Origin of the sequence: Mesorhizobium sp. M0991 (assembly GCF_040318915.1) — a bacterium.
Taxonomy (GTDB): domain Bacteria; phylum Pseudomonadota; class Alphaproteobacteria; order Rhizobiales; family Rhizobiaceae; genus Mesorhizobium.
Window position 1 is genome coordinate 15,054 of sequence record NZ_JAMYNE010000037.1, and the last position, 19,985, is coordinate 35,038.

Genomic DNA, 19,985 nt, shown 5'->3' on the forward strand with positions numbered 1-19,985 from the left:
CAAGACTTTCGCCGCGCGCGAAACGGCCCTCCACAAGCCAGGGAAACACCATGACCGATCAGCCCCCCTTCAAACCGCTCGTCTTTTCCGGCGTCCAGCCAACCGGCAATCTGCATCTCGGCAATTATCTCGGCGCCATCAAGAAATTCGTCGCCCTGCAGGACACCTCCGACTGCATCTATTGCGTCGTCGATCTGCATTCGCTGACCGCACAGCTCGTCTATGAGGATCTTCAGGACCAGACGCGTTCGATCACCGCGGCGTTTCTCGCCTCCGGCATCGATCCGAACAAGCACATCGTCTTCAACCAGTCGCGGGTGATGCAGCACGCCGAGCTTGCCTGGGTCTTCAACTGCGTGGCGCGCATCGGCTGGATGAACCGCATGACGCAGTTCAAGGACAAGGCCGGCAAGGACCGCGAGAACGCCTCGCTCGGCCTGCTCGCCTATCCCTCCCTGATGGCCGCCGACATCCTTGTCTACCGCGCCACCCACGTGCCGGTCGGCGACGACCAGAAGCAGCATCTGGAGCTGACCCGAGACATCGCGCAGAAATTCAACAACGACTTTTCGGACCGCATCGCAGCGCTTGGCGTCGGCGTCGAGATGCAGGTCGGCGAAGAGACGGTGAACGGCTATTTCCCGCTGACCGAGCCGGTCATCGGCGGCCCGGCGGCGCGCATCATGTCGCTGCGCGACGGTTCGAAAAAGATGTCGAAATCCGACCCGTCGGACCTGTCGCGCATCAACCTGACCGACGATGCCGATGCCATCTCGAAGAAGATCCGCAAGGCCAAGACCGACCCGGAAGCCTTGCCCGGCGAACTGGACGGGCTTGCCGGCCGGCCGGAAGCGGAAAACCTCGTCGGCATCTATGCCGGCCTCGCCGAAATCTCGAAAGAGGCCGTGCTGAAGGAATTTGGCGGCCAGCAGTTTTCGGTGTTCAAGCCGGCGCTGGCCGATCTCGCCGTGGAAAAGCTGGCGCCGATCGCCGGCGAGATGCGCCGCATCTCCGATGACCGCGCCTATGTCGACGCGGTGTTGCGGGATGGCGGCGAGCGTGCCGGCACATTGGCCGAAGCGACGATGAAGACCGTGCGCGACATTATCGGCCTGCTGCAAAGCTAATGCATGTCGCGCAAAAGTGTGCAGCGGTTTTGCGATAACGACATGCATAAAACAAGAACCTGAAGCGCGTCGCATGAGGCTGGTCGAACGCGACGCGCTTTAAGCTGCACCAGCATCGCCACAGCCGCCGGTCGCTTGCGGGCGGGCTGCGGCGGTGGCAGATTGCGACCGAAACCATCGAACAGGGTGAATATGGTCTCCAAACGCCTCAGCCGCGAAGCCGGTCATCGCCGCAAGTTCCTGGCGATCATCGACGACACGCCCGAATGCGAGCGCGCCGTCGCCTACGCCTCGAAGCGGGCGCAAAGCACGAGCGGCGTGCTGGTGCTGCTCTATGTCATCGAGCCGGATGATTTCCAGCACTGGCTGGGCGTCGAGAAGATCATGCGCGAGGAGGCGACCGCCACGGCGCGCGCGGCACTCGACAGCTACGCCAACAAGGTGCGCCAGAAGCTCGGCATCGAGCCGGAGCTGGTGGTGCGCGAAGGCAAGCCGACCGAAGAGATCCACAAGCTGATCGAGGAAGACCAGGACATCGCCATCCTGGTGCTGGCGGCAGGCGCCGGCAAGGAAGGGCCTGGGCCGCTGGTCGGTGCGGTCGCCGGCAAGGGCGCCGCCTTTCCTATCCCGGTCACGGTGGTGCCGCAGAACCTGTCGGACGAGGAGATCGACAGCTTGGCCTAGGGTACGTTCAGCGGGCCTGCGACGAACCGATCGGGCCAATGTTGCGGGGCCAAAAAGGACCCTGTCGTTCAGCGCCGCGACGCTCGAAGGTCACGGCATGGATCCCAGGGTCTCCGCTACGTCGCTTCGCTCCTGCTTCGCCCTGGGATGACGAAGGCGTGGTGGCTTATGGCTAATCGCAGGCGTGAGAGATACGGCTCTCGGGTGGGCCGATGGCAAGTCGCAGGCGTTCAAAATGAGCCGGAGCGTCCCTCCTTTCGTCATCCCAGGGCGGAGCAAGGAGCGAAGCGACGCGGCGCAGACCCTGGGATCCATGCCGTTACAGTGGTCCAAGAACGCAGCGATGCAGTGGTTGCTTACGGCCGGTGAGTATCATTGCATGAACGGCATCGTTGGCGCTTCAGGAAGACGCACGGCGCTACAGAAGAAAATTCATTCCACCAGCCAGTCGTTCCCCGCGACGCCTTTCGCTTGAATGTCGGGCGGATAAAGCCTAATTAGAATTATTCCAAACTAGCTGCCCCGAAACGGGCACGGAGACGGCCATGTTCATCCAGACCGAGTCGACGCCAAACCCGGCGACGCTGAAATTCCTGCCCGGCAAGGAAGTGCTGCAAGAAGGCACCGCCGATTTCCGTGATGCCGATAGCGCCGCAACGGCTTCGCCGTTGGCCGGCCGGCTGTTCGAGATCCCCGGCGTCACCGGCGTCTTCTTCGGCTATGATTTCATCACCGTGACCAAGGACGGCCCCGACTGGCAGCATCTGAAGCCGGCTATCCTCGGCGCCATCATGGAGCATTTCATGTCCGGCGCCCCGGTGATGGCCAAGGCCGGCCCCGCCGCCGAGACCAGCCAGACCGGCGAATTCTACGACAAGGCCGACGAGGAGCTGGTCCTCACCATCAAGGAGCTGCTCGACACGCGGGTGCGCCCGGCCGTTGCCCAGGATGGCGGCGACATCACCTTCCGCGGCTTCGAGAACGGCACGGTATTCCTGCACATGAAAGGCGCCTGCGCCGGCTGCCCGTCGTCGACGGCGACGCTGAAGCACGGCATCCAGAACCTGCTCCGGCACTTTGTGCCGGAAGTGCAGCATGTCGAACAGGTTTCCTGACACGCCGTTCCATCTTCAACTTCCGCAGACAACAAAAAACCGGGCTCAAGTGCCCGGTTTTCTGTTTGCGACGTCTGTGTTGTTGCCTAGACGGTCCGCGTATGAGGGCTTTATATTACAATGACCTTGGCGCCGACCGAGGTGCGGTCGTAGAGGTCGATAATGTCCTGGTTCATCAGCCGGATACAGCCCGACGACATCGCCTTGCCGATCGAATTCCATTCCGGGCTGCCATGCAGGCGATAGCCCATATCGCCGCCCTTGTTGAACAGGTACATGGCGCGCGCGCCGAGCGGGTTCTTCAATCCCGGCTCCATGCCGCCGGCAAACTTGGTCAGCTCCGGCTGGCGCCTAATCATCTGCGACGGCGGCGTCCAGGTCGGCCATTCGCGCTTCAGCGCGATATGTGCAGTGCCGTGCCATTCGAAACCCTCACGGCCGACGCCGATGCCGTAACGCATCGCCTCGCCGTCGCCCATGACGAAATAGAGGAATTTGTTCTGCGTATCGACGATGATGGTGCCCGGCTTTTCCCTGGTGTCGTAGTCGACGATCTGCCGGCGGTATTTGAACGGCACCTTTTCGATCGGGATGCGCGGCAGGTGATAGCCGGCATCGGTCACCGCGCCGTAGTTGTTGGTGAAGATCTGCGACCCGATGGTGCTGCAACCGGCGACAGCTGTCGACAGCGCCAGGGCCGCGACGATTGCAAGTGACTTCATGCGCATGAAAAGGTCCGATGCCCTGCCCAAACAACAGCGGCTCGAGTCGGCCGCTTTTTCATCTTCATTCATGCTGGCATTTGCTTTGCTTGCCAAGCGGGCGATGCCTATATCCTTGGACTTGCATGCTGGTAAACCTGCGACTATGGCATTTCGGCAACAGCCTCCGCAGGATTATGCTGCAAAATCAATAGGCCAGGAACAAAAGCCACGAGACGAGGAAATCACCATGGATGTCGGTGACGCTGCCCGGCGCTCTGGCCTGCCGGCCAAGACCATCCGTTACTACGAGGAGATCGGCCTGAGACGCGGCCGCTGCAGGAGATGATCCTGACGGGCCGGGTTCAATAAAGGACGCCGCGAAGCACGGTCCACGCCAGAAGCCCGAACGTGCCGATCACCACCAATGCACCAAGGACCGTGCCGATCTTTTCAGGCAGTCCATCGGGGCGACCAGGATCGTCGGCCATTCAACTATCGATCATGACGTAGGCGGCACCAAACACGGCAACGATGATTGCCCCAAGCACCGCCCAGCCTCTGATGGCCGAGCGGATTTCCTCCGGCGTCGCCGATTTCCGGTCGTCATCTTCCGTCATGGTGTGCTCCTCGTAAAAAATCCCGTGGCCGACATTGAAAGCGCAAGCTGCCGGCGCTGCCAAGAGGGTGCAGCGGACATTTTTTGCGCAAAAGTGTAGGAACGGGCGCCGTTCGAGAGCAAGCGTTCCCCAGCCTTCGACACTCCGCAAAGCAGGGGCGGCCGTCACGATCCCGGTGGGCGATAGCGGATCGACTTCGCTTTCCCAAGCGCGTCCATCGTCTCTTCGACACTTAACAGCACGGTGGTCTCGTACGAGCTGAGCGCGCCTCCCGCACCGATTGCGAGCATGACGGATGCCATCGACACATTGTCCGGCGCCTCCCACAGGTTCCAGCCATCGTACTCTCCGAAGGCATACCAGAACCCGTGCAGCTTTCCGCCCACCGACTCGATGTAGGAACGGGCAGCCTCGCGTCTATCCTCGGGATTGTCCATCAAGCGCGCCCAGGTTTCGGGCCTGTAGCTGAATCGCGTGAGATACATCGGCATGGTTCGTCTCCTCCCAGAGCTGCCCCCACCAAGACAGTTAAGCGCCGCAATCCGGGAGAACGCGAGTCGTTTCCGAGGCGTAGTACCGCTGGCTTAGTTGCGGGACCGCTAATAGACCTGTTTCAATTGCCTTTCCCAAGGGGAGTAAGGTCAATGGCCGCATATCTCATTGCTGATGTAGACATAACCGACGCCGCCGTCTTCGAGGAATACCGCCGGGACGTGCCTGCAACCGAAGCCCGCTACGGGGGGAGGTACATCGCTCGCGGCGGAGCCACCAAAGTTCTGGAAGGCGATTGGGAGCCTCATCGCCTCGTCATTGTCGAATTCCCCGACATGGCTTCCCTCCTGGCATGGTACGATTCTCCAGAATACGGCCGGCTCAAGGCCATCCGCGAACGCTGCGCAAAGACGAGAATTATTGCTCTGGAGGGCATGATGCCGGTTAGCTGAGGCCTGTTCGATGACAATGGCAAATCTGAGTTGCCATATCTGGTGCGGCCCGGCGACAGGACAGGAGCATTTTGATATGAATCAGCAAGCTTCAAACTTGCGGCCGGGAATGACGGCCAACGATGGGAGGATGACGCCGGAAGCGCTCATTGAATGGGACCTACATATCAATATGACCCAACACCGGATCGGCAGGCGGTGTTACCGTGTGACCTAGGGTTGTGTCATGGCGTTGAAAATGCCGGCGCCAACTATCGCACATAAGGCTGCGGCCCCAAGCCCTCCCACAATGATGCACCACCAGGCGCGGCCATTTCCCCGAAGCATGGGATTCATTTTTATCATCCGTCGCGCCAGAAGCCCCTGGTAGAGTGCATAAGAAGACCCGAAACCGGCGAGCCAAATAACGGAAAATACGACGCCCCGCGTGAGCATCCTATTGAGCCTAGTCTGGTCGATCGTCAAACTTGCAATCTCAGTAACCATGCTTCGCCACCTTTTTGATTATGCTGCGACCACTTTCGGGCCTGCAGCGGTGAATATTAGATCAACCGCGACGCCTCGCGAAAACATAGCTCCCCTCACCAGTAAGAACCGCATTCATAACGCGAGCGGCCCGCCTTGTGGAAGGGCGGGCCTTGTAGCGCCCGCTCCACAGTATTTTGCAGATTAGGTTTGTCAGCCAGATAATCGCACTGAAAACCGGGTTCAAACCGTGAACAAAATCTGGCATGGTGCGGCCATGCCGATCATCTCACCTCTTCCCCTCAACCCGCTCATCGACGGCCGCCAGTCGGAGCGTGCCATGCTGGTTCGTCGCGGCGTGCAGCGGCTGCTCAAGCAGATGGGCGCGCATGTCTTGCCCGAACTGTCGCTGGCGACCGGGCGCCGCGCCGATCTCGTGGCGCTGACCCGCCAGGGCGACATCTGGATCATCGAGATCAAATCCTCGATCGAGGATTTCAGGGTCGACCGCAAATGGCCGGACTACCGGCTGCATTCCGACCGCTTCTTCTTCGCCACGCATCCCGGCGTGCCCCAGGAAATCTTTCCGGAAGAGTGCGGCTTCATTCTCTCGGACGGCTATGGTGCTGAGATTTTGCGCGATGCGCCCGAGCACCGCATGGCGGCGGCGACACGCAAGGCGCTGATGCTGAGGATCGCGCGCGCCGGTGCTGCGCGGTTGCTGGCGGCGGAGCTTGCTGGCGTGTCGGTGCCGGCGCTGGAGGGTGAGAGCGAGTAGGGGTTTCCCTCTCCGTAGTCATGGAGGCTTGCGCTGCCCCGGCTGCCGCCACCTTGCATAAGAGATGATGTATGACTGCGGTGTTCCGCAAGTAACGCCAACAGCCGGGTGTAGCCTTCGTCTTCCCAGTGCAGGTCGAGATTGGAAATGAAACCCGGCACGAAGACCAGATCGAGCGATCCCTGGCCGACCACCTGATAGGCGATCCGCACGTCGCCACTGAGCGCGTATCGAGTTTCGATCGGCCTCACGAGGTTGTCCGCCCGACCCGACGATTTCTTATCGCCGGATCATAGCAGAGGCGCGCAGCTTGCGGCAGATGAAACTATAGAGAGTGTGAATGTAGGTCCGCGGCGCCTACTTCTGTGACGCGGCGGTAGTCTCGGTGTTCGCACCGCCGACGCTAAAACCTGCGCCCTCCGGCGCGCCCGGCCGCTTGATGTGAGGCGCGGCCGCGACGACAAGCTCGTTGAACCCTTCGCCGCCGCTATCCAGCATCTCGAACAATTGCCGGCGCATCCGCGGCTCCCAGAACTTGTTGATGTGCTCGGCGACGCCGGCAATGCCTTGCTCGCGCGGCTTGGAGTGGAAAAAGGCGGCGATCTGGTTGGCCATGCGAACCAGCTTTTCGCTGGTGCTCATGAGGTGGCCTTCGTCATGCGACATGCTTGGCAACTCCGGAAACCACGCGGTCAGGATGGGTGAAAATATCGAAATCGTCGCCGCGCACCAGCGCCACCAGCGTCATGCCGGCGTCGTCCGCGGTGCGGATGGCAAGTGCCGTCGGCGCCGAGACGGCGATGATGAAGGCAGCACCGATCGCCGCGGTCTTCTGCACCATCTCGACCGAAACGCGCGACGTCACGACGACGGCCCCCGACCTGCCGTCGATACCGGCTTTGGCCAGGGCGCCGGCCAGCTTGTCCAGCGCATTGTGACGGCCGACATCCTCGCGCGCCATGACGATGCCCTTGCCGGGGAGGTAAAAACCGGCCGCGTGGACCGCGCCGGTCTCGGCGTGCAGCGGCTGCACCTTCGACAAAAGCTTGACCGAGCGAACGATATCGTCGGCCTGAAGCGTAAGCGTTGACGCGCCGACCGGATCGACCGAGCGCATTGCTTCCTCGATCGATTCGATGCCGCACAGCCCGCAGCCGACCGGGCCGGCCAGCCGTCTGCGACGCGCCTCGAAGCGGGTGTTGGCGCTGTCCTTCAGCCTGATCTGGATATCGATTCCGGCGCCGTGATCCTCGACCTCGATCGCTTCGATTTCGTCTGGCGAGGCAATGATGCCTTCGGTCAGCGAGAAGCCGAGCGCGAAATCCTCGAAATCGGCCGGGCTTGCCATCATCACCGCATGCGTGGTGCCGGCAAAGGAGAATGCTACCGGCGTCTCTTCCGGCACCATGCGGTTGGCGGCCGCGGTGCCGCCGGCGCGGCGCGCGAGGCGGCTGATCTGGGTGACAGCACGACGTTTGGGCATCACGCGGCACCCCCCTCTGGCCTACCGGCCATCTCCCCCTCAAGAGGGGAGATTGGCAGTTCAGACGTAAGGCACCCTTCGACGCTGGTGATTGGCGAAAGCCGAGATGACATCCAATCTCCCCCCTTGAGGGGGAGATGGCCGGTAGGCCAGAGGGGGGTGCTCCGGCACGACGCCAAAACGCTACTCCGCCGCTTCCAACTTCGCGATGCGGCGGCTTTGCTTCGCCTGCTCGTCATAGTCGCGCTGCCATTCCGACGGGCCGTTGGATGCACCCACCTGCACCGCGGTCACCTTGTATTCCGGGCAGTTGGTCGCCCAGTCGGAGAAGTCGGTGGTGATGACGTTGGCCTGGGTGTCGGGATGGTGGAAGGTCGTATAGACGACGCCCGGCGACACCCGCTCGGTGATCAGCGCGCGCAGCGTCGTCTCGCCGGAGCGGCTGGTCAGCCGCACCCAGTCGCCGTCGCGCAGGCCGCGATTTTCGGCATCGTGCGGATGGATCTCCAGCCGGTCCTCGCTATGCCACACGACGTTGTCGGTGCGCCGGGTCTGCGCGCCGACATTGTATTGCGACAGGATGCGGCCGGTGGTCAGCAGCAGGGGAAAGCGCGGTCCGGTCCTTTCGTCGGTCGCCACGTATTCGGTGCGGATGAACTTGCCCTTGCCGCGCACGAAGCCGCCAATATGCATGATCGGCGTGCCTTCCGGCGACTTCTCGTTGCAGGGCCACTGCACCGAGCCCACCCGGTCGAGAAGGTCGAAGGAAACGCCGGCGAAACTCGGCGTCGTCTTGGCGATCTCGTCCATGATCTCAGACGGATGCGTGTAGTTCCAGCCGAGGCCGAGCGCCTTGGCGAGCTCCTGCGTCGTCTCCCAGTCGGCATAGCCGCATTTCGGCTCCATCACCTTGCGCACCATGTTGATGCGGCGCTCGGCATTGGTGAAGGTGCCGTCCTTCTCGAGGAAGGTCGAGCCGGGCAGGAAGACATGCGCGTAGTTGGCCGTCTCGTTGAGGAAGAGGTCGTGCACGACCACACATTCCATCGCGGCGAGACCCGCGGCGACATGCTTGGTGTCGGGGTCCGACTGCAGGATGTCCTCGCCCTGCACATAGAGGCCCTTGAACGAGCCGTCGACGGCTGCGTCCAACATGTTGGGGATGCGCAGGCCGGGCTCGTCGTCGAGCTTGACGCCCCACAGGCTCTCATAGATAGCGCGCACGGCGTCGCCTGAGATGTGGCGATAGCCGGGAAGCTCGTGGGGGAACGAGCCCATGTCGCAGGAGCCCTGCACATTGTTCTGGCCGCGCAGCGGGTTCACGCCGACGCCCGGCCGGCCGATATTGCCGGTCGCCATGGCGAGGTTGGCAATGGCGATGACGGTGGTCGAGCCCTGGCTGTGCTCGGTCACGCCGAGGCCGTAATAGATCGCGCCGTTGCCGCCGCGGGCATAGAGCCGGGCTGCACCGCGTATGTCGTCGGGATCGACGTTGGCGAGCTGGCCGACGACCTCCGGGCTGTTTTCCGGCAATGCCACGAACGATGCCCAATCCTGGAACTCGTCCCAGTCGCAGCGCTCGCGGATGAAGGCCTCGTCGAACAGGCCTTCGGTGACGATGACATGGGCGAGCGCTGTCAGCATGGCGACGTTGGTGCCCGGCTTCAGCGGCAGATGGAATTGCGCCTCGACATGGGCCGAGCGCACGATGTCGGTGCGGCGCGGATCGAGCACGATCAGCTTGGCGCCCTGGCGCATGCGCTTTTTCATGCGCGATGCGAACACCGGATGCGCATCGGTCGGATTGGCGCCGATCAGCAGGATGACGTCCGTCTGCTCGATCGAATCGAAATCCTGCGTGCCGGCGGAGGTGCCGAAGGTCTGGCCGAGGCCATAGCCGGTCGGCGAATGGCAGACGCGGGCGCAGGTGTCGACATTGTTGTTGCGGAAGCCCTGCCGGACCAACTTCTGGACGAGGTAGGTTTCCTCGTTGGTGCAGCGCGACGAGGTGATGCCGCCGATCGAGGTGCGGCCGTACTGGTATTGGATGCGGCGGAATTCGTTCGCCGTATGGGTGAGCGCCTCTTCCCACGACACTTCGCGCCACGGATCGCTGACCTTCTCGCGGATCATCGGCTTCAGGATCCGGTCCTTGTGCGTCGCATAGCCATAGGCGAAGCGGCCCTTGACGCAGGAGTGGCCGTGGTTGGCCTTGCCTGCCTTGTAGGGCATCATGCGGATGACGTCGTCGCCCTTGACCTCGGCCTTGAACGAACAGCCGACGCCGCAATAGGCACAGGTGGTGACGGTCGAGCGCTCGGGCAGGCCCTTCGCCAGCACGGTCTTTTCCCTCAGCGCATCGGTCGGGCAGGCCTGCACGCAGGCCCCGCACGACACGCATTCGGAATCGACGAACGCCTCGTGCATGCCGGCCGAGACCCTGGATTCGAAGCCGCGGCCCTCGATGGTCAGCGCAAACGTGCCCTGCACCTCTTCACAAGCGCGCACGCAGCGCGAGCACACGATGCACTGCGCCGGATCGTAGGTGAAATAGGGGTTCGATTCATCACGCGCGATATAGTCGATGGTCAGCGAGCCATGGCCGGGCGCCACGCCGTTTTCCTGCTTGACGTGGTTGCGGCCGTCCACGCCATAGCGGTTCTCGGTCAGGCCGACCGTCCTGACGACCTTGTCGAACTCGCTGGCGCCGGTGCCGGCCTTCTCGCCCCACGCCGCCGGGTGGTCGGAGACATAGAGTTCCATCACGCCGCGGCGGATGGCGTCTAGCCGGTCGCTCTGCGTATGCACGACCATGCCTTCGCCGACCGGCGTCGTGCACGAGGCCGGCGTGCCGCCGCGCCCATCGATCTCGACGAGGCAGACCCGGCAGGAGCCGAACGAATCCAGCATGTCGGTGGCGCAGAGTTTCGGGATTTCGACGCCCGCTTCCATCGAAGCGCGCATGATAGAGGTCCCCGCCGGCACCGTCACCGACTTGCCGTCGACGGTCAGCGTTACCTGCTGTTCGGCTTCCGAGGCGGGTGTGCCGTAGTCGATTTCCTGGACCAGCGATTTGATGTCGAATGCCGCGTTCATGCCTGTCCGCTCCTATTCCGCTGCTTCGGCGACCGGCGTCGGCCGAAAGTCGTCCGGGAAATGGTTGAGTGCACTCATCACTGGATATGGGGTGAAGCCGCCGAGAGCGCAAAGCGAGCCGAACTTCATCGTGTTGCAAAGGTCGGTGACCAGCGCGATCTGCTTTTCCGGTTCGACGTTCTGGGCGAGCCGGTCCAGCACCTCGACGCCGCGCGTCGAGCCGACGCGGCACGGCGTGCACTTGCCGCAGCTTTCGATAGCGCAGAATTCCATGGCAAAGCGTGCCTGCTTCAGCATGTCGGCGCTGTCGTCGAAAACGACGATGCCGGCATGGCCGATCAGCCCGTCCTTGGCGGCAAACGCCTCGTAGTCGAACGGCGTGTCGAACAGGGCGCGCGGGAAATAGGCGCCGAGCGGGCCACCCACTTGTACCGCCTTGACCGGACGCCCCGTCGCCGTGCCGCCGCCGATGTCGTCGACGATTTCACCCAGCGTCATGCCGAACGCGGCCTCGTAGAGACCGGGATACTTCACGTTGCCGGCAATCTGGATCGGGATGGTGCCGCGCGAACGGCCCATGCCGAAATCCTTGTAGAAGGCGGCGCCCTTGTCCATGATCACCGGCACCGAGGCCAGCGAGATGACGTTGTTGATTACCGTCGGCTTGCCGAACAGGCCCTTGTGCGCCGGCAGCGGCGGCTTGGCCCGCACCTGTCCGCGCTTGCCTTCGAGGCTGTCGAGCAGGGCGGTCTCCTCGCCGCAGACATAGGCGCCGGCACCGACGCGGACTTCCATGTCGAATGAATTGGCCGAGCCGAGCACATTGACGCCGAGCAAGCCGGCCTTGCGGGCGATCTCGACGGCCTTCTGCATCACCGCCACCGCATGCGGGTATTCGGAGCGGATATAGATGAAGCCCTTGGTCGCGCCGGTGGCAATGCCGGCGATCGCCATGCCTTCGATCAGCACGAAGGGGTCGCCTTCCATGATCATGCGGTCGGCGAACGTGCCGGAATCGCCTTCATCGGCATTGCAGACGATGTATTTGCGGTCGGCCGACGTATCGAGCACCGTCTTCCACTTGATGCCGGTCGGGAAGCCGGCGCCGCCACGACCGCGCAGCCCGGACTCGGTCACCTGTTTGACGACGTCGGACGGCGTCATCGCCACTGCATTCTGCAGGCCTTTCAGCCCGCCATGCGCCTTGTAGTGATCGAGCGACAGCGGATCGGTGACGCCGCAGCGCGCAAAGGTCAGCCGCGTCTGTTTGGCCAGGAACGGGATCTTGTCCGGCGTACCCAGCCAGCGCTTGTGGTGGCCGCCGGTGAGGAAGCCGCAGTCGAACAGGCTTTTGACGTCGGATGGCTTCACCGGCCCATAGGCGACGCGGCCAGTGGCTGTCGCCACTTCGACCATCGGCTCGAGGAAATAGGCGCCGCGCGAGCCGTTGCGCACGATCTTGGCCTCGATGCCGCGCTCGGCCAATTCCGCCCGAATCGCCTTGGCGACCTTTTCCGCGCCGAGCGCCAGCGCGCCGGAATCGCCCGGAATATAGATACGCGGGATCATGAGCGCACCTCGGCAACGATTTCATTGAGCTTTTCGTCGTCGAGCCGCCCGATCACCTCACCGTCCAGCATCGCCGACGGCGAGCAGGCGCAAAGGCCGAGGCAATAGACCGGCTCCAGCGTCACCGAACCGTCGCGGGTTGTCTCGTGGAAGCCTATGCCCAGCAATGATTTGAGCTTGGCGGCGATCGCATCCGAACCCATCGACTGGCAGGCTTCCGCCTGGCAGAGCTTCAGCACATGCCTGCCGGCCGGCTGGCTGCGATAATCGTGATAGAAAGTGACGACGCCATGCACCTCGGCCCTGGAGATGTTCAGCGCCTCGGCGATCACGGGCAGCGCGTCCTGCGGCACATAGCCGAACTCTTCCTGTATACCGTGAAGGATCGGCAACAGCGGGCCTTCGAGGCCTTTCAGCTCCTGGATGATCGCCGCCGTGCGCGATGCGATCTCGGTACTTGCAGGCTGCATCGTCATGCAGCGCCCTCCCTGGTCGTGGCGGTCTTCCGCTAAGTGCTTAAGAAATCAGAGGAAACCCGCTAAATCAATAAAGCCGATCCGTTGCTCGATAGAAATCTTCTATCGATCGCGTTCACCAGCATTGTCTAGCCTAGCGGCGGGCGCGGAAATCGTCCGCCAGCGCCATTGCCTCGTCCAACAGCGCCGAGACCAGCGGCGTGTGCGGTTCGCGCGGCGCGGCCACCAGCCCGACGGTGTGGCTGGCATCCGGCTCGACGATCGGGATAGCCCGGATCGGCTCGGAAAAGCCGAACGTTTCCGCAAGGTTAAGCGGCATGATCGACGACCATTTGCCGGTGCGGATATGCGAAAACAGCACGATCATCGAGTTGGATTCCAAAGTCGGCCGCACCTGCACGCCGGCTTCGGCCAGATGCTGGTCGATGATGCGGCGGTTCTGCATGTCCGGCGTCAGCAGGCAGAGCGGCAGCTGGCTGAGTTCCGCCCATGTCACTTTGTCGCGGTCGAAATAGGGGTTCCCGACGGCGGTGATCAGCTGGTAGCGCTCGTCGTAGAGCGGCACGCTGGTGACGCGTCCGAGCGGCTCGTTGTCGAGATAGGTGATGCCGGCGTCAATGTCGAAATTGCCGAGCAGCGACAGCACCTCGATCGATGTCCGCGACAGCACCGAGAAGGTAACGCCGGGGTGCTTTGCCCGAAACGGCGTCGTCAATCGCGCCACCATGGCCAGCGCCGTCGGGATCGCGGCGATACGGATGCGCCCTGACAAGCCGTGGCGTGCCGCCCGCATCTCCTCGCGCATGGTCCTGCTATCGCCGACGATGCGGCGCGCCCACACCAGCACCTGCTTGCCTTCCGGCGTCAGCCCCTGGAAGCGCGAGCCGCGCAGCACCAGCATCACGCCGAGCTGGCCCTCCAGCTGCTTGATGCCGGCCGAAAGCGTCGGTTGGGTGACGCCGCACACCTCCGCCGCCCGGCCGAAATGTTCTTCCCTGGCAAGTGCTATGAAGAATTCCAGCTTGTCGATCATGCCGTCGGGAGCCTGTCACGGACGCTGTGTCCGATCGTAGCGCGCAACGTCGTGGAAATCGCCTTCGGCCGCAAGCCGCCTGTAAATCGTCCGCATCCACATCTTTCAGCCGGCTTACTGTTTCCCGCGATGGCATGCAGCGCTATGTGGATGGAACTGGTCGTGGACCGACACGACGGGAGACCGAACATGCTGGGCTGGTTCCGCAAGCTTTTGCCGCGCGAAGATCGCTTCTTCGACCTGTTCGAGCGGCATTCCCGCACCGTGGTCGCTGGCGCCGAGGCACTGCAGCAGCTTTTGCAGGGCAACGACATCGACCGCTGGTGTCAGACGATCATCGATCTCGAGGACGAAGCCGATCAGATCACCGCGGAAGTGCTGCTGGCCGTGCGCCGCTCCTTTATCACGCCCTTCGACCGCGGCGACATCAAGGACCTGATCCAGTCGATGGATGATGCCATCGACATGATGCACAAGACCGTCAAGACGGTAAGGCTGTTCGAAAAGAAGGAATTCGACCCGCTGATGCAGGAAATGGGGGGCGTCGTCGTCGAGGCCGCCAAGTTGGTGGCCGAGGCGATCCCGCTGCTCGGCGAGGTCGGGGCGCATACGGTGCGCCTCAACGCCATCGCCGAGGAGGTCATGCGCGCGGAAGGCCGGGCCGACGACCTGCACGAGCAGGGCCTGAAGGACCTGTTCAAGCGGCACGGCCGCAGCGATCCGATGGCCTATCTGATCGGCAGCGAGATCTACGGCGAGCTGGAAAAGGTGGTCGATCGCTTCGAGGACGTCGCCAACGAAATCAGCGGCATCGTCATCGAGAACGTATAGTGGAAGCCGCAATAGCCTTTCCCGTGCTGGTCGGCCTTGTCTTCGTCGCGCTGTTCTTCGATTTCCTTAACGGCCTGCACGATGCCGCCAACTCCATCGCCACCATCGTCTCCACCCGGGTGCTGCGGCCGCATTATGCGGTGTTCTGGGCGGCCTTCTTCAATTTCATCGCCTTCATGTTCTTCGGTCTCCACGTGGCGGAGACGCTGGGAACCGGCATCATCGACGCCAGCATCGTCACGCCGGCAGTGATCTTCGCAGCACTTGTCGGCGCCATCGTCTGGAACATCGTCACCTGGCTCGTCGGCATCCCGTCCAGCAGCTCACACGCACTGATCGGCGGTTTGGTCGGCGCCGGCGTTGCCAAGGCAGGCACCGGCGCTATCGTCTGGGCCGGATTGGGCAAGACCACGGCAGCCATCGTGCTATCGCCGGCGGCGGGATTTCTGCTGGCGCTCATCTTGATCCTTGCGGTTTCCTGGCTGTTCGTGCGGCAGACGCCGTTCGCAGTCGACAGCACGTTCCGCGTCATGCAGTTCTTTTCCGCCTCGCTCTATTCGCTCGGCCATGGCGGCAACGACGCGCAGAAGACGATGGGCATCATAGCCGTGCTGCTCTATTCGCAAGGCATGCTCGGCGCGAATTTTTACGTGCCGCTGTGGGTCGTCATCACCTGTCAGTCGGCGCTGGCGCTGGGCACATTGCTCGGTGGCTGGCGCATCGTCCACACAATGGGCTCGAAGATCACCCGGCTGAACCCGATGCAGGGTTTCTGCGCCGAGACCGGCGGTGCGATCACCCTGTTCGCCGCCACCTGGCTCGGTATTCCGGTATCGACCACGCACACGATCACCGGCGCCATCATTGGCGTCGGCGCCGCCCGCCGCGTCTCCGCCGTTCGCTGGGGCATTGCCGGCAACATCGTGGTGGCATGGATCGTCACCCTGCCGGCAACCGCGGCGATCGCGGCTCTCACCTACCTCGCGGTCGGCCTGGCATGGTGACAGCACCGCAGCACTGCGCGGCAGGCGATGCGCCGTATCTACCTATCCACAAGGTTCAGGATGTTGCCGTCCGGATCCTTGAACCATGCGATCTTCATGCCCTGACCGACATGAACGTCGCCCTCCAGCGTCAGGCCGGGCATGTCGTAATGCTCGAAGGTCACGCCCTTCGATTTCAATGCCTCGACGATCTTGCCGAGTTCATCGCCGACCGTCCAGGTCACAGCCGTCGCCTTGTTGGTCCCAGCGAAGTTCGAACGGTACACGTTGATGGCGGTATCGCCGCTTTCATAGACGATCAGTTCGCCACCTTCATTGTGCACCTCTTTGAGGCCGAGCGTCCCTTCGTAGAAAGCCCTGGCCTTGGCCAGGTCCTTCACAGCGAGATTGGCCGTTGCGTTGCTGTTTGCGAGCATGATTCGTCTCCTTCCCTGACGGTCATTCCATGTCCATTGAAATAGGCTGCGTTGACGATTTGGCGACGGCTACTCCCACTGGAAATGCCGTCATATGCTCGCTGCCTCCCCGGTACGCCGCTGCAACTGTTGGTCCATCGCTTGGTTCTGTTCCGGAACTGCATTATCTGGAGCGGAAAAGTAGAGGAAAAACTCATGCCCGCCGCCCATGAAAACGTGACCAAGGAAATCGTTATCGAGCGCCTGAAAACGGTCAATGGGCCGGATTTCACCGGCAATATCGTCGACCTCGGCCTGGTGTCCGAGATTTTCATTGCCGATGCCAAGGTGTTCTTCTCAATCACCGTTCCCGCTGCCCGTGCCCAGGAGATGGAGCCGCTGCGCGCGGCCGCCGAACGTGTCGTCAAGGCGATCCCCGGTGTCGCCGGCGCCGTGGTCGCGCTGACGGCGGAAAAGAAGGGAGGCGGCATGGAGGCGCCGGTTCCGCAAAGCCCGGCTCAGAGGCCCGCTCCACCGGCCGCACCTGCGCGTCCCATGCCCCAGGCGCCGGCCTCACACAGCCAGGGCAAGCGCGGCGTACCCGGCATCGAGGCGATCATCGCTGTTGCTTCCGGCAAGGGCGGCGTCGGCAAGTCGACCACCGCCGTCAATATCGCCCTTGGGCTTGCCGCCAACGGGCTGCGGGTCGGCGTGCTCGATGCCGATATTTATGGCCCCTCCATGCCGCGTCTGCTCAACATTCGTGGCAGACCGCAGACCGTCGACGGCAAGATCCTGAAACCGATGCAGAATTATGGCCTCAAGGTCATGTCGATGGGCTTCCTCGTCGATGAGGAGACGCCGATGATCTGGCGCGGGCCGATGGTGATGTCGGCATTGACGCAGATGCTGCGCGAGGTCGAATGGGGACCGCTCGATGTGCTCGTCGTCGACATGCCGCCCGGCACCGGCGACGCCCAGCTGACCATGGCCCAACAGGTGCCGCTGGCCGGCGCCGTCATCGTCTCGACGCCACAGGACCTGGCCCTGATCGATGCGCGCAAAGGCCTCAACATGTTCAGAAAGGTCGACGTGCCGCTATTGGGTATCGTCGAAAACATGAGCTATTTTCTCGCCCCCGATACGGGAAAACGCTACGACATCTTCGGCCATGGCGGCGCGCGCCGCGAGGCCGAGCGTCTCGGCGTCACCTTCCTTGGTGAAGTGCCGCTCGAGATGTCCATCCGCGAGAGCTCCGATGCCGGCACGCCGGTGGTGGTCTCCAAGCCGGATGGCGCTGAGGCGAAAATCTATCGCGACATCGCCGCCAAGGTCTGGGACCGCGTCAATGAAGAGCGCGGCGCGGCCGAGGCTGCAGTGCCGAGCATCGTATTCGAGTGATGCGGATATCCCCCCAAGTGGGCCCCTTGAGGGGGAGGGTGGCCGGAAGGGTCAGGTAGGTCCGCGGCGACACGCTCCAACTTTTCCGGGATAGCGGACTGGCAAACCCCAATCCCCGTCTAGCGCGGGGGCAGATCTATGTCTATCGCACCAAAGTGCGGATTCGGATGGCGCGTGCCCCTTGCCTGCTTCCGCGCGTTGTCATATCGATTTGTCATACAAATACGGAGACCACGATGGCAGGCGCCCCCACCCACAAGAAAAAATTTCGCTCGCAGGAGTGGTTCGACAATCCCGACAATCCGGGCATGACGGCACTCTATCTGGAACGCTACCTGAATTACGGGCTGACGCGGGCCGAACTGATGTCCGGGAAGCCGCTGATCGGCATCGCCCAGACCGGCTCGGACCTGTCGCCCTGCAACCGCCATCACATCGAACTGGCCAAGCGCGTGCGCGAAGGCATCGTCTCGATGGGTGGCATTCCTTTCGAGTTCCCTTGCCACCCGATCCAGGAAACCGGCAAGCGGCCGACTGCTGCACTTGACCGCAACCTTGCCTATCTCAGCCTGGTAGAGGTGCTCTACGGCTATCCGCTCGACGGCGTGGTGCTCACCATCGGCTGCGACAAGACGACGCCGGCCATGCTGATGGCCGCGGCCACCGTCAACATTCCGGCTATCGCGCTTTCGGTCGGCCCGATGCTCAACGGCTGGCACAAGGGCAAGCGCACCGGCTCCGGCACCATCGTCTGGGAATCGCGCCAGCGCCTGTCGGCCGGCGAGATTGGCTATGACGAGTTCATGGATATCGTTGCCTCCTCGGCGCCGTCGACCGGCTATTGCAACACGATGGGCACCGCCACCACGATGAATTCGCTGGCCGAGGCGCTCGGCATGCAATTGCCGGGCTCGGCCGCTATCCCCGCCCCCTATCGCGAACGCGGCCAGATCGCCTACGAGACCGGAAAGCGCATCGTCGACATGGTGCATGAGGATCTGAAGCCCTCCGACATCATGACCCGTAAGGCCTTCGAGAACGCCATCGTCGTCAACTCGGCGATCGGCGGCTCGACCAATGCGCCGATCCACCTCAACGCCATCGCCCGCCATCTCGGCGTGCCGCTCGACAATGACGATTGGCAGAAGGTCGGCCTCAACATACCGCTCATCGTCAATCTGCAGCCGACGGGCGAATATCTCGGCGAGGACTATCACCATGCCGGCGGCGTGCCGGCCGTGGTCGCCGAACTGATGAAGGGCGGCCTGCTGCCCTATCCGGAAGCCATGACGGCTAACGGCAAGACCATCGGCGACAATTGTAGCGGCGCCGTCAACGAGAACCTCGACGTCATCCGCACGGTTGCCGAGCCGCTGAAAGCCAATGCCGGCTTCATCAATCTCAAGGGCAATTTGTTCGATTCGGCGATCATGAAGACCAGCGGCATCTCGCCCGAATTCCGCGAGCGCTATCTGTCGAACCCAAAGGACCCCGAAGCCTTCGAGGGCAACGCCATGGTCTTCGACGGCCCCGAGGACTATCACGCCCGCATCGACGACCCGGCACAGGGCATCGACGAGCACACCATCCTGTTCATGCGTGGCGCCGGCCCGATCGGCTATCCCGGCGGCGCGGAAGTCGTCAACATGCAGCCGCCTGCCTATCTGATCAAAAAGGGCATCCACGCGCTGGCCTGTATCGGCGACGGTCGCCAGTCGGGCACGTCGGGCTCGCCATCGATCCTCAACGCCTCGCCGGAAGCCGCCATCGGCGGCGGCCTGGCGCTGCTGAAGACCGGCGACCGCGTCCGCATCGACCTGCGCAAGGGTACCGCCGACATCCTCGTCAGCGACGACGAGATCACGCGGCGCCGCGCCGAGCTGCAAAACAATGGCGGCTATCACTATCCGAAGCACCAGACGCCCTGGCAGGAAATCCAGCGCGGCATGGTCGACCAGTTTTCCGAAGGCATGGTGCTGAAGCCGGCGGTGAAATACCAGGATGTGGCTCATACAAGCGGCGTGCCGAGGGACAATCACTGACCAGGGTCCGTCGCACGAGCCAGCCGTCAGGTCGCCAATTTTGCGGTCACCTCATTTCTCCCCGTTAACAGCCCGCTAACGGGGAGAAATGCTTGCCACAGAGTTGGATGCGGTCATTTGTCAAAAGCGATTGCCCTGCGACAGCAGGGACAAATGCTTGACAAGCGGGCGTGACAAATCCACGATCATCGCAAGGGGTGCATCGCGACGACCCCGTGAGG

General features: G+C 62.8%; 20 protein-coding genes and 1 pseudogene. 10 read left to right on the forward strand and 11 right to left on the reverse strand.

Features of this window, described 5'->3' with window-relative positions; all coding sequences use genetic code 11:
• Positions 1 to 50 precede the first annotated feature (50 nt).
• From trpS to NKH70_RS30950, 3 genes are all read left to right on the forward strand, one after another.
• Positions 51 to 1,127, forward strand: coding sequence for a tryptophan--tRNA ligase (gene trpS / locus NKH70_RS30940; protein WP_352719315.1), 1,077 nt, complete (start codon positions 51 to 53; stop codon positions 1,125 to 1,127).
• Between the two features lie 192 nt (positions 1,128 to 1,319).
• Complete coding sequence (locus NKH70_RS30945) at positions 1,320 to 1,811, forward strand: universal stress protein (protein ID WP_107649287.1); 492 nt, start codon at positions 1,320 to 1,322, stop codon at positions 1,809 to 1,811.
• 545 nt (positions 1,812 to 2,356) lie between these two features.
• A complete protein-coding gene (locus NKH70_RS30950) occupies positions 2,357 to 2,926 on the forward strand; it encodes a NifU family protein (RefSeq protein WP_292664553.1) in 570 nt (189 codons plus the stop codon).
• 110 nt (positions 2,927 to 3,036) lie between these two features.
• Here NKH70_RS30950 and NKH70_RS30955 read toward each other — a convergent pair whose 3' ends face one another.
• A complete protein-coding gene (locus tag NKH70_RS30955) occupies positions 3,037 to 3,654 on the reverse strand; it encodes a L,D-transpeptidase (RefSeq protein ID WP_352719316.1) in 618 nt (205 codons plus the stop codon).
• Positions 3,655 to 3,877: 223 nt separating this feature from the next.
• On the opposite strand from NKH70_RS30955, the pseudogene NKH70_RS30960 reads away from it, so the two are divergent.
• A pseudogene (locus tag NKH70_RS30960) lies at positions 3,878 to 3,952 on the forward strand (MerR family DNA-binding transcriptional regulator); the annotation flags it as partial.
• Positions 3,953 to 3,992: 40 nt separating this feature from the next.
• Here the strand turns inward: NKH70_RS30960 and NKH70_RS30965 are convergent.
• From NKH70_RS30965 to NKH70_RS30975, 3 genes are all read right to left on the reverse strand, one after another.
• Positions 3,993 to 4,118 carry a hypothetical protein gene (locus NKH70_RS30965; RefSeq protein ID WP_352467528.1) on the reverse strand — a complete coding sequence of 42 codons (126 nt, stop codon included), beginning with the start codon at positions 4,116 to 4,118 and terminating at the stop codon, positions 3,993 to 3,995.
• Positions 4,119 to 4,247, reverse strand: coding sequence for a hypothetical protein (locus tag NKH70_RS30970; protein ID WP_302893588.1), 129 nt, complete (start codon positions 4,245 to 4,247; stop codon positions 4,119 to 4,121).
• A 164-nt stretch (positions 4,248 to 4,411) separates the two neighbouring features.
• Positions 4,412 to 4,738: a GYD domain-containing protein gene (locus NKH70_RS30975; protein WP_023717906.1), complete on the reverse strand. Its 327-nt coding sequence runs from the start codon at positions 4,736 to 4,738 to the stop codon at positions 4,412 to 4,414.
• Positions 4,739 to 4,891: 153 nt separating this feature from the next.
• Here NKH70_RS30975 and NKH70_RS30980 point away from each other — a divergent pair, with 153 nt between their 5' ends.
• Both NKH70_RS30980 and NKH70_RS30985 read left to right on the forward strand, forming a co-directional pair.
• The gene (locus tag NKH70_RS30980; RefSeq protein ID WP_023717905.1) at positions 4,892 to 5,191 is read left to right on the forward strand and encodes a DUF1330 domain-containing protein; all 300 of its coding nucleotides are present in this window, start codon (positions 4,892 to 4,894) and stop codon (positions 5,189 to 5,191) included.
• A gap of 742 nt (positions 5,192 to 5,933) precedes the next feature.
• Complete coding sequence (locus tag NKH70_RS30985) at positions 5,934 to 6,434, forward strand: MmcB family DNA repair protein (RefSeq protein WP_352719334.1); 501 nt, start codon at positions 5,934 to 5,936, stop codon at positions 6,432 to 6,434.
• A gap of 357 nt (positions 6,435 to 6,791) precedes the next feature.
• Here NKH70_RS30985 and NKH70_RS30990 read toward each other — a convergent pair whose 3' ends face one another.
• From NKH70_RS30990 to NKH70_RS31015, 6 genes are all read right to left on the reverse strand, one after another.
• Positions 6,792 to 7,100: a formate dehydrogenase subunit delta gene (locus NKH70_RS30990; protein WP_352467525.1), complete on the reverse strand. Its 309-nt coding sequence runs from the start codon at positions 7,098 to 7,100 to the stop codon at positions 6,792 to 6,794.
• On the reverse strand, positions 7,090 to 7,917 hold the full coding sequence (fdhD, locus tag NKH70_RS30995; RefSeq protein ID WP_502908434.1) for a formate dehydrogenase accessory sulfurtransferase FdhD: 828 nt from the start codon (positions 7,915 to 7,917) through the stop codon (positions 7,090 to 7,092). The genes NKH70_RS30990 and fdhD overlap by 11 nt, the downstream gene beginning before the upstream one ends.
• Before the next feature lie 183 nt (positions 7,918 to 8,100).
• Positions 8,101 to 11,013, reverse strand: coding sequence for a formate dehydrogenase subunit alpha (fdhF, locus tag NKH70_RS31000; RefSeq protein WP_352719319.1), 2,913 nt, complete (start codon positions 11,011 to 11,013; stop codon positions 8,101 to 8,103).
• 12 nt (positions 11,014 to 11,025) lie between these two features.
• Complete coding sequence (locus NKH70_RS31005; protein ID WP_352719320.1) at positions 11,026 to 12,582, reverse strand: formate dehydrogenase beta subunit; 1,557 nt, start codon at positions 12,580 to 12,582, stop codon at positions 11,026 to 11,028.
• Entirely contained in the window at positions 12,579 to 13,058 is a 480-nt protein-coding gene (locus NKH70_RS31010; RefSeq protein WP_292656094.1) for a formate dehydrogenase subunit gamma, read from the reverse strand. Before NKH70_RS31010 ends, NKH70_RS31005 begins: the two co-directional genes overlap by 4 nt.
• A 133-nt stretch (positions 13,059 to 13,191) precedes the next feature.
• A complete protein-coding gene (locus NKH70_RS31015) occupies positions 13,192 to 14,091 on the reverse strand; it encodes a LysR family transcriptional regulator (protein WP_023717897.1) in 900 nt (299 codons plus the stop codon).
• 189 nt (positions 14,092 to 14,280) lie between these two features.
• Between NKH70_RS31015 and NKH70_RS31020 the strand changes: the two genes are divergently transcribed.
• Both NKH70_RS31020 and NKH70_RS31025 read left to right on the forward strand, forming a co-directional pair.
• The gene (locus NKH70_RS31020) at positions 14,281 to 14,922 is read left to right on the forward strand and encodes a DUF47 family protein (protein WP_352719321.1); all 642 of its coding nucleotides are present in this window, start codon (positions 14,281 to 14,283) and stop codon (positions 14,920 to 14,922) included.
• On the forward strand, positions 14,922 to 15,926 hold the full coding sequence (locus NKH70_RS31025) for an inorganic phosphate transporter (protein WP_352719322.1): 1,005 nt from the start codon (positions 14,922 to 14,924) through the stop codon (positions 15,924 to 15,926). The genes NKH70_RS31020 and NKH70_RS31025 overlap by 1 nt, the downstream gene beginning before the upstream one ends.
• 38 nt (positions 15,927 to 15,964) lie before the next feature.
• Here the strand turns inward: NKH70_RS31025 and NKH70_RS31030 are convergent, their stop codons facing one another.
• Positions 15,965 to 16,342 carry a VOC family protein gene (locus tag NKH70_RS31030; protein ID WP_352719323.1) on the reverse strand — a complete coding sequence of 126 codons (378 nt, stop codon included), beginning with the start codon at positions 16,340 to 16,342 and terminating at the stop codon, positions 15,965 to 15,967.
• A gap of 195 nt (positions 16,343 to 16,537) precedes the next feature.
• Here NKH70_RS31030 and NKH70_RS31035 point away from each other — a divergent pair, with 195 nt between their 5' ends.
• A complete protein-coding gene (locus tag NKH70_RS31035) occupies positions 16,538 to 17,722 on the forward strand; it encodes an Mrp/NBP35 family ATP-binding protein (protein ID WP_352916980.1) in 1,185 nt (394 codons plus the stop codon).
• A 236-nt stretch (positions 17,723 to 17,958) separates the two neighbouring features.
• A complete protein-coding gene (locus NKH70_RS31040; RefSeq protein ID WP_352665372.1) occupies positions 17,959 to 19,764 on the forward strand; it encodes an IlvD/Edd family dehydratase in 1,806 nt (601 codons plus the stop codon).
• Positions 19,765 to 19,985 lie beyond the last annotated feature (221 nt).

What these genes read in the sequence shown, in the direction of transcription:
- trpS (WP_352719315.1), top strand. Translation starts at nt 51, where the DNA reads ATGACCGATCAGCCCCCCTTCAAACCGCTCGTCTTTTCCGGCGTCCAG.
- NKH70_RS30945 (WP_107649287.1), top strand. Translation starts at nt 1,320, where the DNA reads ATGGTCTCCAAACGCCTCAGCCGCGAAGCCGGTCATCGCCGCAAGTTC.
- NKH70_RS30950 (WP_292664553.1), top strand. Translation starts at nt 2,357, where the DNA reads ATGTTCATCCAGACCGAGTCGACGCCAAACCCGGCGACGCTGAAATTC.
- NKH70_RS30955 (WP_352719316.1), bottom strand. Translation starts at nt 3,654, where the DNA reads ATGCGCATGAAGTCACTTGCAATCGTCGCGGCCCTGGCGCTGTCGACA.
- NKH70_RS30965 (WP_352467528.1), bottom strand. Translation starts at nt 4,118, where the DNA reads ATGGCCGACGATCCTGGTCGCCCCGATGGACTGCCTGAAAAGATCGGC.
- NKH70_RS30970 (WP_302893588.1), bottom strand. Translation starts at nt 4,247, where the DNA reads ATGACGGAAGATGACGACCGGAAATCGGCGACGCCGGAGGAAATCCGC.
- NKH70_RS30975 (WP_023717906.1), bottom strand. Translation starts at nt 4,738, where the DNA reads ATGCCGATGTATCTCACGCGATTCAGCTACAGGCCCGAAACCTGGGCG.
- NKH70_RS30980 (WP_023717905.1), top strand. Translation starts at nt 4,892, where the DNA reads ATGGCCGCATATCTCATTGCTGATGTAGACATAACCGACGCCGCCGTC.
- NKH70_RS30985 (WP_352719334.1), top strand. Translation starts at nt 5,934, where the DNA reads ATGCCGATCATCTCACCTCTTCCCCTCAACCCGCTCATCGACGGCCGC.
- NKH70_RS30990 (WP_352467525.1), bottom strand. Translation starts at nt 7,100, where the DNA reads ATGTCGCATGACGAAGGCCACCTCATGAGCACCAGCGAAAAGCTGGTT.
- fdhD (WP_502908434.1), bottom strand. Translation starts at nt 7,917, where the DNA reads ATGCCCAAACGTCGTGCTGTCACCCAGATCAGCCGCCTCGCGCGCCGC.
- fdhF (WP_352719319.1), bottom strand. Translation starts at nt 11,013, where the DNA reads ATGAACGCGGCATTCGACATCAAATCGCTGGTCCAGGAAATCGACTAC.
- NKH70_RS31005 (WP_352719320.1), bottom strand. Translation starts at nt 12,582, where the DNA reads ATGATCCCGCGTATCTATATTCCGGGCGATTCCGGCGCGCTGGCGCTC.
- NKH70_RS31010 (WP_292656094.1), bottom strand. Translation starts at nt 13,058, where the DNA reads ATGACGATGCAGCCTGCAAGTACCGAGATCGCATCGCGCACGGCGGCG.
- NKH70_RS31015 (WP_023717897.1), bottom strand. Translation starts at nt 14,091, where the DNA reads ATGATCGACAAGCTGGAATTCTTCATAGCACTTGCCAGGGAAGAACAT.
- NKH70_RS31020 (WP_352719321.1), top strand. Translation starts at nt 14,281, where the DNA reads ATGCTGGGCTGGTTCCGCAAGCTTTTGCCGCGCGAAGATCGCTTCTTC.
- NKH70_RS31030 (WP_352719323.1), bottom strand. Translation starts at nt 16,342, where the DNA reads ATGCTCGCAAACAGCAACGCAACGGCCAATCTCGCTGTGAAGGACCTG.
- NKH70_RS31035 (WP_352916980.1), top strand. Translation starts at nt 16,538, where the DNA reads ATGCCCGCCGCCCATGAAAACGTGACCAAGGAAATCGTTATCGAGCGC.
- NKH70_RS31040 (WP_352665372.1), top strand. Translation starts at nt 17,959, where the DNA reads ATGGCAGGCGCCCCCACCCACAAGAAAAAATTTCGCTCGCAGGAGTGG.